At 44.1% G+C, this 12,819-nt stretch carries 8 protein-coding genes; 1 reads left to right on the forward strand and 7 read right to left on the reverse strand.

All coding sequences use genetic code 11. The features are described 5' to 3' along the window. Positions 1-93 precede the first annotated feature (93 nt). Positions 94-705 (reverse strand): LysE/ArgO family amino acid transporter, encoded by a 612-nt coding sequence (locus tag EQM06_RS07155; RefSeq protein ID WP_128745678.1) that lies wholly within the window; start codon positions 703-705, stop codon positions 94-96. A gap of 171 nt (positions 706-876) precedes the next feature. Here EQM06_RS07155 and EQM06_RS07160 point away from each other — a divergent pair, with 171 nt between their 5' ends. Continuing rightward, complete coding sequence (locus EQM06_RS07160; protein WP_128745679.1) at positions 877-2,334, forward strand: aminotransferase-like domain-containing protein; 1,458 nt, start codon at positions 877-879, stop codon at positions 2,332-2,334. 52 nt (positions 2,335-2,386) lie between these two features. Here the strand turns inward: EQM06_RS07160 and EQM06_RS07165 are convergent, their stop codons facing one another. The 6 genes from EQM06_RS07165 to EQM06_RS07190 all read right to left on the reverse strand — a co-directional run bounded on the left by EQM06_RS07165 (position 2,387) and on the right by EQM06_RS07190 (position 12,714). Then, a complete protein-coding gene (locus EQM06_RS07165) occupies positions 2,387-5,893 on the reverse strand; it encodes an FAD-dependent oxidoreductase (protein WP_128745680.1) in 3,507 nt (1,168 codons plus the stop codon). Positions 5,894-5,910: 17 nt separating this feature from the next. Beyond that, the gene (locus EQM06_RS07170) at positions 5,911-7,659 is read right to left on the reverse strand and encodes an NADH-quinone oxidoreductase subunit NuoF (RefSeq protein ID WP_128745681.1); all 1,749 of its coding nucleotides are present in this window, start codon (positions 7,657-7,659) and stop codon (positions 5,911-5,913) included. Between the two features lie 14 nt (positions 7,660-7,673). After that, entirely contained in the window at positions 7,674-8,186 is a 513-nt protein-coding gene (gene nuoE, locus EQM06_RS07175; protein WP_128745682.1) for an NADH-quinone oxidoreductase subunit NuoE, read from the reverse strand. Between the two features lie 75 nt (positions 8,187-8,261). Next, positions 8,262-9,176 (reverse strand): DMT family transporter, encoded by a 915-nt coding sequence (locus tag EQM06_RS07180; RefSeq protein ID WP_128745683.1) that lies wholly within the window; start codon positions 9,174-9,176, stop codon positions 8,262-8,264. Positions 9,177-9,190: 14 nt separating this feature from the next. After that, the gene (gene holA, locus EQM06_RS07185) at positions 9,191-10,249 is read right to left on the reverse strand and encodes a DNA polymerase III subunit delta (protein WP_164914388.1); all 1,059 of its coding nucleotides are present in this window, start codon (positions 10,247-10,249) and stop codon (positions 9,191-9,193) included. A 65-nt stretch (positions 10,250-10,314) separates the two neighbouring features. Further along, a complete protein-coding gene (locus EQM06_RS07190; RefSeq protein WP_128745685.1) occupies positions 10,315-12,714 on the reverse strand; it encodes a DNA internalization-related competence protein ComEC/Rec2 in 2,400 nt (799 codons plus the stop codon). Positions 12,715-12,819 lie beyond the last annotated feature (105 nt).

The following is a 12,819-nucleotide window of genomic DNA, read 5'->3' on the forward strand; positions in this document are numbered from 1 at the left end:
GCTCTTGCCTCGTATACTCCTCTTTTAAATTTTACAATATATCATACCACATTTTTGTAAAAAATAAAACAGAAACCGCAAGAAAAAAACGGGTCATAAAAGCATGGTTATAAAACTATAGGCCAGCTTCACACCATATATCATGACCACCACGCCGCATACGATATTGATGACTCTTAAAACCTTGTCTGTCAGCTTAGCACTGAACAGAGATATAACGGCGGATATTCCGAGAAACCAGCTAAAGGAAGCGGATGCAACTCCTAAAATAAAGTGAAGCTCCTGTCCTGCCGGCAGGGTGGCTTTAAATGCCCCCAGCATCATACTTCCATCGATTAGCGCCTGCGGATTAAACCAAGTTACAACACAAGCTGTGGATATGACCTTTAAAATAGGTATGTTGACATTTGTACTATGATCCATGGTATCCTTAGACCGAATCAGACCAAAACCAATCAGCATCACAATGATGCTCCCTATCAGCAGTACAGCCATTTCCAATATTTTAGACCGCTCCATAACTGCTCCTATACCAAAGAAACAGGCTAAGGCTAATGTGACGTCAAAAAATATGACGATAAGAGCGGTCAGAAAGACGCGCTGTTTTTTCTGGGTCAGTGCTGTGTTGATGACAAACAGATTTTGCAATCCGATGGGTGCTACATAGGCCAGCCCCATGGTTAATCCTTGTAAATAATACATCATAATTACTCCTTTATTTTGGCTGGATTCCCAACCAAATTGTGTTTTGTAACAGTAATATATCATGATTTTATTGAATTGTAACCATCCAACTATTGACTTTTTACCCAACCAAGTTTACAGTATGTATGTGTACGCTAAAAGATTTTTTGCGTGCTGTGAAGGGAGACGATCATGTCACAATATGTAAATATCGACTGGAAACCGGATAAAACATCTGCTGTTCCTCTTTATAAACAAATCTCAGAATATATAAGCGGGAAAGTCTCCTGCGGCGACTGGCTGGTGGGTAGTAAGCTTCCCTCCCAGCGGCAGCTTTCCGAAATCTTTCAGGTCAACCGGAGTACAATTGTCACTGCGGTGGAGGAGTTGACCGCTTACGGTCTGCTGGAAAGTGAACATGGGGGAGGCACCAAAATCGCCAGTAACACCTGGTCTCTTTTTCTGTCTACACCTCCCGACTGGAATAAATATATCCATTCGGGTCCGTTTAAATCCAATATGCAGACCATCCAGATCATTAATAAATTAGAATTTGAGGATAAATATATACGTTTGGGAACGGGAGAGCTGTGCCCGGATCTGTTTCCTCACGAACTGATGAATAAGGTCTTTAAAAAACTGCCTTCCAAAATTCCCTCTTTGAATTATTTAGGACCTCTAGGACTGCCGGAGCTTCGCCGAAGCTTAACGGAACGCATGGCCTTAAAAGGAATAGAAGCACCCGATTCTTCTATTGTGATTACCTCCGGCTCCCTGCAAGGCTTGCAGTTGCTTTCGGTATGCATGTTAAAACCCGGTTCTACTGTCTTTACAGAGGCTCCTACGTATTTGAAATCTCTTCAAGTCTTTCAATCGGCCGGAATGCATTTGTCGGGAATTCCCATGGATAAAAATGGGATCCTGTATTGGCAGATCAATAAAGAAATCAGTCAATCCCTGCTGTACACCATTCCCACCCATCACAATCCGACAGGCCTTATTATGTCAGAGGAACGCAGGAAAGAGCTGTTTCATTTTTGCAGCGGTAACAGACTGCCGGTTATTGAAGATGACGCTTATGGAGATTTATGGCTTGATAAAATGCCGCCAAAACCCATTAAGTCCCTGGATAAAAACGGCATGATCCTGTATTTGGGAACCGTCTCCAAAACACTGGCTCCCGGACTGCGAATCGGCTGGCTGGTGGGACCGGAATCGGTTGTCTATCGAATCGGAGATGTAAAAATGCAGGTAGATTATGGAGCCAGCTCTGTATCCCAATGGGCGCTGACAGAATTTTTTGACAGCGGATACTATGATGATTATTTAATTTTTTTGAGAAAGGAATTAAAAGCCCGCCGTGATCTGGTTCTCTCCCTGCTCGGCAAATATTTTAAAGATTTAGCAGATTGGAATGTTCCCGAAGGAGGCTTTTATATCTGGCTTCGATTTAAAAAGCCAGTCCTCATGGATAAGCTGTTTCAAATGGCTCTGGAAAACAATATTTTATTAAATCCCGGAAATATTTATGATTTCTCCGACAATAACGCCTTGCGCCTGTCTTACGCCTATGCAAGACCGGAAGATTTTTCTACCTCCCTGAAAACCTTAAGTGAAGTTGTCGTCAGATGTCAAAAAAAGTGGAAATAGGAATCAAAGATTCCTATTTCCACTTTTTATTCCTATAAAGATAAATTTTTGTTTAATATATTGGCTTTGGCAGTCTTTCCGAGATGATATTCATCAAATCATCCGTGCAAGGAAGCAGATCGGCAAAGGCCGCATCTTGAACTACCACAAACTTCGGATCAACCGGTTCCAGTACTCCGCCAAATACTTCTCCAACCTCCGCATACTTGTATTTTGGAAGAACATCTTCCATCTCGGTTGAAATATCAACGGTATCATCGAAGCCGAATTCCACTTCATATATATGCGCAATTTCGGCAGCAATCTCCCAGTTAGTCAATTCTACACCTTCAAAAGCAGTAGCGGCAACCGGCATCATCCTTCTTTCCGTATTGGTGAAGGTTCCGTCTACACTGGTAAATCCTGTTCCCGGAATAATCACATCTGCTTTTGCAGCAGTAGGCGTCATATAAATGTCACTGACCATTAGGAATTCAATGCCGCTCAAATCAGCCTTCGGGTCTTCTCCAAAGATCAGTAAAGCTTTGACTCCTTCCAGAGCTTCTGCTCCCGCTTTGATTCCAAGATCCACCAGACCCTGTGAATTGTTCTTCGCTTTAATTTGAAGAATGCCGTCTCTAGGGGTACCGATATGGCCTGAAAGCAATGCCAGATCTGCTATTAATGCCGCAGCTTCTGTGGTTACCAGATTCTGCTGGAAAACAATCATCGCTTTCTTTGCACTGCCATACAGAGCGGCAATAGAAGCTGCTTCCTCCGAAACCTTAACATTCTTTAAATCTGCCGCAAAAGCATCAAATCCGTCCAGCTTAGAATTCTTGCCCATATCCAGCAGCGCCTTTGCGATCTCTTTCAGAATATCCGTATTATTTTCCGTATAAAGAACCTTTTCAGCAAAATCAAAACCGTGCTGTTCATATTCTGCCGGATTAATCAAGACCACCTTTGCTCCGTTCTTCGCAGCCTGTCGGATCTTTAGCTGGATAACAGGGTTCAGCACCGTATCAAAGCCGACCACCAGGATAACCTCCGTAGAAAGCAGTTCATTGATCGTATTTGGAGAAGCATTCTGTCCCAGCACCGGCGCAATGCCGCTGGCTCTGTTGTTAAAGCACAGTGTTTTAGCCCCTATCGCTTTCGCCATTTTTTTAATGGTATACGCTTCTTCATTGGTATATCTATCGGAAATGGCTACTGCCACTGCATCACTGCCATACCTTGCCGCTATGGCCTGTGTTTTTTTCGCAATGAGAACCATGGCCTCATGATAATCTGTCTCAACAAAACCTTCGCCGTCTCTGATCATCGGTTCCAGAAGCTTATCTTCCAGCATGGTGCAGTCAAAGCCCCATTTACCCTTACCGCAGGCAAGTCCTTCGTTTACGATGCCCTCTTTGGATGGATTGGCCTTGATCAGCAAGTCGCCATACGTTTCCAGATCCAAAGTACATCCAACGGAACAGTATGCACAAGTTGTTTCCGTGCATTCGGTATCGAGAGGAACGGCCTTCGTTATAGTTGTTCTTTCCTGTAAGGCTCCGGTCGGGCAGACGCTTACACACTGACCGCAGGATACACAGCCGGATTCCACAAGCGGCTTTTCAAGGGTCGGTTTGACCACCGTGTCAAACCCTCTGTGTACCAGGCCAAGGGCGCCGATTCCCATCACTTCATCACAGGCTCTTACACAAAGACCGCAAAGAATGCACTTGTTCGGATCTCTGACAATAAACGGATGGTCATCTTCAAACTCAATTTGATTCTTTTCTCCCGCAAATCGTTCCGGATGTACATCATACTGATTGGCAAAGTCGATCAGCTTGCATTCAAAGTAGTCATGGCATCCGCATTCAAGGCATCTGGAAGCATCTGCAATCGCCTGTTCTTCGTCATATCCCAGAACGACCTCTGTAAAATTGTCTTTTCTTTCATCGGCTTCCAGCTGTTCCATGACCGGTCTGCACATTCTTTCTCTGTCTTCAAAGGTCTTTTCGTCTATATCATTTCTTTCAACAACGTAAGGCTTCACATACTGAACGTCTTCTCCGTTCAGATACGCATCGATTACAGACGCCGCCTTCCTTGCATCTGCAATGGCCTCTACCGCGATAGAAATTTTATCATTACCGCAGTCACCGCCTGCAAAAACACCCTCCATGCTGGTCATGAAAGTATCCTTATCGTAAGCAATGGCTTTCTTTCTCGTCTTATCCACCTCGAACGGAGCAGCATCTACCGCCTGGCCGATTGCCAGAATAGCCGTATCGATATCAAGGGTTTCCGTTTTACCTTCCACCGGTTTTGGTGCTCTTCGTCCGGAAGCATCCGGTTCGCCCAGCTCCATGACCTGAAGAACCACCTGTTTTACTCTTCCGTCCTCTCCGGCTATAAATTCAATCGGGTTGGTCAGGTTCTTAAAGATGACGCCTTCTTCTTCTCCCTCAATAATTTCGATCTGATCCGCAGGCATTTCATCCTTTGTTCTTCTATAGATGTTATAGACCTTTTTTGCTCCCAGTCTTACAGCCGTTCGGCAAGCATCCATAGCCGTGTTTCCTCCGCCTACGATAGCCACCTTGTCTCCCAGCTTGATCTCTTCATTTCTGACTACTTTTCTTAAGAAGTCAATACCGCCGATCACGCCCGGCAAATCTTCGCCGTCACAGCCGACTCCTGTTGAAATCCATGCGCCGATTCCGAGAAGCACCGCATCATAATCGGCCCGGATGGTTTCAAATGGAATGTCTACACCGACTTTTGTGTCCGGAATCATTTCCACGCCCATCTTTTCGATCATGAAAATTTCTTCATCCAGTATTTCCTTAGGAAGCCTGTATTCCGGGATACCATAACGAAGCATCCCGCCTAATTTCGGCATGGCTTCATAAATAGTCACCTCATGTCCCTGCTGTCTGAGGAAGTAAGCAGCGGATAAGCCCATAGGGCCGCCGCCGATAACGGCTACGCTCTTTCCTGTTTCCGGAGCAATTTCCGGCATAAACGGATCTTCTGAAAACATATCCTGATCTGCGGCAAACCGTTTCAGCCACTGAATGGAAATTGCGTTGTCCGGTCCGTCGATCAGTTTTCTTCTGCACTTATCTTCGCAAGGGTGCGGACAGACTCTTCCGATAGCACCCGGCAGCGGAATCTTATTTTTAATCAGCTCGATCGCTGCTTCAAACTCCCCGTTTGCGATCAGTCCCACATATCCCTGACAGTCTGTTCCCGCAGGGCAGCCCAGTACACACGGCGGTCTGCAATCTCCCACATGATTTGAAAGAAGCAGCTCCAGATTCGTTTTTCTCGACTCTGTTACCCTTTCCGTATGGGTCTTTATCACCATATTCGGAGCAATTTCCGTTGCACAAGCCTTTACCAGCTTCGGGTTTCCTTCTACCTCGCAGACGCATAGTCCGCATGAGCCATAAATTTCCGTTCTTTCATCAAAGCATAGAGTTGGAATAAAAATATCATTTTCTCTGGCAACCTCTAAAATTGTCTGCCCGGGAACTGCATACACTTCTTTTCCATCCATGTTCAGCCTAAACTTTTTCATATTCTTCTTCCCCTCTCTTAGTTTTTCTCTATTGCGCCGAAGTTGCAAGTTTCCAGACATTTTCCGCATTTAATGCAGAGATCCTGATCAATAACGTGTTGTTTTTTCACTGTCCCTGAAATAGCACCTACAGGACATTTCTTGGCACACAGCGTACATCCCTTGCAAGCGTCGGTAATGGTGAAAGTCAGCAGTGCCTTGCAGGATTTCGCTGTACATTTCTTCTTGTAAATATGGTCTTCGTACTCATTTCTGAAATATCGGATCGTGGTGAGTACCGGATTTGGGGCAGTCTGCCCAAGACCGCATAAAGAGCCGTCTTTAATCTTATAGGCCAACTCTTCCAGAAGCTCAATATCTCCGTCTTCTCCTTCTCCTCTTGTAATCCTTTCTAGGATCTCCAGCATCCGCTTGGTGCCCACACGACAGTAGTTGCACTTCCCGCAGGATTCTTTTCTGGTAAAGTCGAGAAAATATCTGGCCATATCCACCATACAAGTCTCTTCATCCATGACGATCATACCGCCGGATCCGACAATAGCTCCTGTTTTATTGATGTCTTCATAGGTTACGGGCGTCTCTATCAATTCTGCCGGAATACATCCGCCGGATGGTCCGCCCATTTGAACCGCCTTAAACTTTTTATCTTTTTTGATGCCGTCTCCGATTCCATAGATAACATCCTTAAGCGGAAGCCCCATCGGAACTTCGACCAGTCCGCCCTTTTTAATTTTGCCCGCAAGAGCAAATACTTTTGTTCCCTTGCTCTGTTGTGTTCCCATAGCTCCGAAAGCGGCTCCGCCGTTTGCAATGATCCATGCAACATTTGCAAAAGTTTCTACATTGTTAATATTCGTCGGCTGCTGCCAGTATCCCTTTTCGGCAGGGAAAGGAGGTTTCAGCCTCGGCATACCTCTCTCACCTTCCAGAGAAGCGATCAGCGCCGTTTCTTCACCGCATACAAAAGCACCGGCACCAGCCTTAATTCTTAAATCAAAATCAAAACCGCTTCCAAAGATATCCTTACCCAGATATCCCTTTTCTCTGGCCTGTGCCATAGCGATTTCCAATCTATGTATAGCAAGTGGATATTCTGCACGACAATAGATGATACCTTCCGTAGCACCCATGGCGAATCCACCAATAATCATCCCTTCAATCAGCGAATGCGGATCTCCCTCCAGAACAGATCTGTCCATAAATGCGCCCGGATCTCCCTCGTCTGCATTGCATACAATATATTTATTTTTTCCAGGATTACCCTTAGCCGCATTCCATTTGAACCATGTGGGGAATCCTGCGCCGCCTCTTCCTCGCAGCCCTGCTACTTTTATTTCTTCAATGACTTCTTCCGGCTTCATAGATGTAACGACCTTTTTCGTTGCCTCATATCCGCCGACTGCCAAATATTCTTCTATATTCTCGGGATCAATTAATCCGCAATTTCTTAAAACAACTCTTTTCTGTTTTCCAACGAACTGACTGTCCACCTCTGAAATTACATACTCTACAGCAGGCTTTCCTCCGAGCAAGTGTTTTTCTACAATCTCAGCTACGATTTCTGGTTGAACCTTTACATATCTGGTCATACCGCCCTCGTCATCATAGACGTCAACAATCGGTTCTAAATAGCAAGTACCAACACATCCTGTGATTCCTACTTTAATATTCAAATTCTTCTCGGCAATCTGCCTTTCGAATTCATCCGCTGTTTTTTTAGCTCCTGTCGCTACGCCACAGCTTCCCTGTCCTACTATTACCTTCATCCTTTATTTTCCTCCTATGCCCTTGCCTGAATGTCCGCAAGAACTTTCTTTACGCTGTCTTTTGTCAGATTTCCAAAGGTTTCATCCCCCTCGGCACTCTGAATCATCATAACAGGTGCAAGTGAGCAGCAACCCAGACATGCCACATTGTTTAAAGTGAAAAGGCCGTCTTCCGTTGTTTCTCCATCGTGAATATTCAGATATTCACAAACTGCTTCTTCTATCAGATCTGCGCCGTTTACATGACAGGCCGTACCCTTGCACAGCATGATCAAATACTTGCCGATCGGCTGCAGCCTGAACTGTGCATAGAAAGTCGCAACTCCATAAATTTTAGCCGGCTTTATTCCGGTCTGCTGTGAAATATAATTGATTGCGTCTATGGATAAATATCCATAAATGTCCTGTGCCTTCTGCAAGATCGTAATCAAGCTTCCCGGCACTTTCCCATACTTTTCCAAGACCGGTGCCAGTTCCTTAAAGTCGGCAGTACCGCTTGGTTCGTGTAAGCCACAATTTTCACACATAATAATCCTCCTATTTATTATTGCATTGTAAATACACTAATTATAATTAAAAACAGGCTTTATATCAAGACCTATTCACTTTTTATCTTCTTCCAGACTAAACTTTTCCGAAGATTCTTTTTCTGCAAAAAACTTTTTGAAATCTACTTCCATAATAAAAATACCCACAAGCATCAGCGCCGCACCCCAATAACCTCTCGGCAATAACCGCTCTCCTGCAAAAAAGAAAGCTGCTATGGCTGCGAATACCGGTTCCAATGCAAAAATAACGCCCACATGGGTCGCTGAGGTGTATTGCTGTGCCACCACCTGTACAATAAAGGCAACACCTGTACAAAATATCGCCAGAAAAAGCATGGCGGCCCATACCCCCGGACTGCCTGGCAGAACCGGTGTTTCCAGAACAACAGATAAGACCAGCATATAGGCTCCTGTGAAACCCAACTGATACACGCCCAACTGAAAAGCCTGAACTTCCTCATGATGCACCGCTTTATCCGCCAGGATCAAATCCACTGCATAGGCAAAAGCACCCATAATGCAGAGGATATCTCCCAGAGCCGGTTTAAAGTTTCCATCCAAGGTCATTAATCCGATACCTATCAAACACAGAATCAGAACAAGAATCAATTTTTTCCCCGGAGCCTCTTTCTTGAGGATAAACGTCAGTATTGGTGTAATAACTACGGTCAAGGCGCATAAGAACCCCGCATTAGATAAGCTGGTGTACATAACGCCGTAAGTAGCCCCTATATATACCAGTACCAAGGTTGCGCCAATCAGCGCACTGTATTGAAGCGTCGGTTTATTTACATGCCTCAGCTTTGGAAAAGCCAGAAGCATGGCCGCAAAAAATGCGATCAAGAACCGGTACGCATTTAGCGTAAGCGGACCGATTTCCTTCAAACAAACCGCCATCAGTAAATAAGACACACCCCAGCACAGGGTTACTATTAATAACATTAAATCTGCTTTTACCTGCTTGGACATCTGCATCATTCCTCCTAAATCTGTGCTATAAAAAGTTCGAGAGCCAAATTTTGTTCCAGTATGCCCGTCTTTATATTTCGATCGATCTCATAGACCTTAGTCAATATTTTTTTCAGGCGGCCTACTGAATATTTTCCGGCAAAAGACATGGCTTTTTTTATTCTGAACTCATGAATTTTGAGTATGCCCTGCATCTGCTTCTGGTTCTTTCCTTCCTCCAGCATCTCCTTTACCTCCAAAATCGTCTCGAACTGAGAGGCAATCAAAGAAAGGATCATATACAGATTTTCTCCTGCACCCAATAGAGAGTGAAGCAGAAGATACGCTTCATCCTTTCTTCCGATGCTGATCGCATCGAGCATAGCAAATACACTGGTTTCAAGGTTTCCTGAAACGGTCGCCGCCACATCCGACAGTAAAATCTCCGATCCCTCACTATAAGCAATGATTTTGCGAATATCGTTCTCCAGATTGTATAGGGTATAATCCGCCTCTTTATGAAAATATCCGCTGTTTTGTACGAATTGGCTTACAATAGAAGGCTTTATTGTTTTACCCGCCGATCTAAATCGTTTTTCTACAAAGGATTTTAATGCCCGCTCACTCAGCGCTGTAAAATCATAGATCTGCCCCCGTTCATGGATTGCCTTAAAAAGCTTCTTTCTCTTATCGGCACCGTTCGCCGTAAAAATCAATAAACAGCCTTCCGGCAGATGCTTTACATACTCGGCCAGGTCATTTTCCCCTCCTTCCGTGAACCCTTTCATTTTAGAGCCTTCCAGCAAGGCAAAATCTCTCACGATGACGACTCTTTTCTCCGACATCATGGTAAAGGTCTCACAGGCCTCTTTAATATCGTCTAACGTGATTTTTTCATCCTCCAGAACGGACAGATCCAATTCCTTACAGGCGGGATTAATATATTGATCAACGATCTGTTCACAAGACCAGTGTACCAGATATTGTTCCCTGCCAAAAAGTGCGGCCACAGGCCCCACTTGGTCCGACTTTAAATCTTTCGCTATGGTTTGAAATGCATGTTCTTTTTCTGTCTGTTTATATGGATATGCCATTTTAGAACTCCCGGAATCAATTTGGTTTTTGTTAGTGAATGGAATCATTATACCATTTTTTTGTGTTAAATCATAGTATGTATTTTAATATTGGAGCCCTTCTCGATCTCGATTCCGACAGCACCTTGCCGGTCATTTCTATAGACCTTTTTACACATGCTTTCCAATCGCTCCACCGTTGTTTCATGAGGATGTCCATAGGTGTTTTTGCCTACCTGTATCACGGAAATCTCAGGTCTGACCGCTTCCAGAAACTCTTCTGAGCTTCCGTATCTGCTGCCGTGGTGAGCTACCTTCAAGATGTCTGCTTTCAATTCATTCTCCGAACTGTCTTCTAGTAGAAGCCTTTCTCCATTGGTATCCATATCACCCGTCATGATTACCGAAACCCCCTCCAAGGTTACTTTCATGACCAGACAGGAAGCATTTTCATCTTTTTCATCCCCCATCAGTTCGACATATTGTTCTTTCGTTTGTTTACGGGGATACAGCACCTCTATTTCCAGCTCTTTCCCTACTTTAAACGTTTGACCCTTTGTCAGATACATAAAATTCTCTGGCGAGACGCCGGTTCTTTGTTCTATCTGATCCGCAAGGAGTTGATTTCCTTCATACATTCCTATCTTTTTTACAGGAATTTCTCTGGCTAATGTATAAAGTCCGCCTGCGTGATCGGTGTGGAAATGGGTTATAAGAGCCAGATCAATTTTCTTCACGCCGTTTTTTAAAAGATAAGGCAGAAGTGTTTTTTTACCCACATCATATTGGCTGCTGCCTCCGCTGTCGATCAGTACAGCTTTCCCTTCCGGGGTTTTGATCAACAGACAATCTCCCTGCCCCACATCCACAAAAGTCATCTGTACCCGTTCAAATCCGTCCTTTAACGAATTTCCAAAAATAAGTGCGGTGCAAATGACAAGCACCAGAAGCCTTTCAATATATTTATACTTTTTTCTTTGCCACAAAATCCGGTATATTTCAGAGGATATAAAAAATAGAACGCCGTAATATAAAAAGACAGACCACAAGGGAGGGCTCACCATGTATCTATACGAAATTTTATTTATAAAAAATATATTATTTATAAAAATCAGAAGTTTACAAAAGAATTCAGTTAAAATCCCTGTTATTTGAAACAATGCATTCAAGGCCTCCAAAAGGAGTCCGGTATCCGGCACCAGCGAGCCCAGCATGGAAAAAAGCAGCAGCAGCATACCCAATGGAATCAACCATCCGGATAGAAAGGCCACCGGTATATTGACCAGAAAAGAACTAAGGGAAAAATAATTGAATACATAAGCCGACACAGGAACCATTCCCGCCTGAATGGACAGAACAGCCGCAACCGATTTACTCCATATCCGCATGGCAGCGGGAGTCAGAACAGCCAGTGAAAAAATAGCTAAAAAAGATAACTGAAAACCCAGATTTAAAAGGTTCATAGGATTTACAAACAGCATCCCTGCCATGGTAACGGCTCCCGAGGTGAGCATATCATACCGGCAGTACATATATTTCGAAAGCATATTCAAAAGAATCATGAAGAAGGCTCTCATCACCGTAGGAGAAAAATTGGATAGAGACGCATAAAAAAACAGCACGAAAATAATGAGCCCATAGACCCTTCTATTTCGTTTTCGTCCAAACAGGGCATGGATGCACATATAAAGACAGCCCACATGCAGACCGCTTACCGATAATACATGGCAAATGCCATTTTTCTGAAAGGTCTCATACAGCTCGTCGTCTATCCCCCCGTTATCGCCAAATATTAACCCCATTAACAGTCCTGTAGTTTCGTCGTCAAACAGACTTTGTAAATTAGCCTTAAAGGTGTGCTTGATTTTGGATATGCCGTACAGATAGGAATGGTATACCTGATTTGATACCTGAATGTTTTCCGGCTTTACGGCAAGGATGACTGAAATGTTTCTGGTTTTTAGATACATCCTGTAATCAAAGGTCTTGGGATTCCTTCTGGGAGCCGGAAGCTGTATAAAGCCCGAAATCTGCACCTTTTGACCTTGAAATGTATAATATTGCGGGCAGGGGCCATATACACTGACCAGCACCCGTTCTTCCTTCTTTAGAGTTCCTGCTCCTTCCAGTTCCTGCACGACCAGGGTCAGCTTGTGGTCTTCTTCCTTTTTTTCTGCGGCTGAAACCACCTTTCCGCACAGCGTCACAAATTCTCCCTGATGTTGTTCTAAAGTCCCCGTTTTCTGCTCCTGCCAGCCGTACTGCGCTGCTCCAAGAAGACTCAATAAGATTGCAATCAAATACAGGCAGAAATTTTTCTTGCTCCATCTAAGCCTGCCCTTTTTGTACCCGTATAGAGCCGCAATCCCCACCCCTGCTATACAGGCTGCCACTGTGCAGAGAATCAAAGGATTTGGTTTTAAAAAAAATTCTGCGGCCATTCCCAATATATAGGAACCGCAAAGAAAAGCTGTCGGCCTCCTCAACGTAAACCTCCTAAAAGGCCATTATTTATAATCCCAAACTTATTTTACCATATTTTTACATTTAATCCACCTTATTTCTTAAAATTATCCATAATTTTATAAATT

The sequence above is a fragment of the Aminipila luticellarii genome (assembly GCF_004103735.1).
GTDB lineage: Bacteria > Bacillota > Clostridia > Peptostreptococcales > Anaerovoracaceae > Aminipila > Aminipila luticellarii.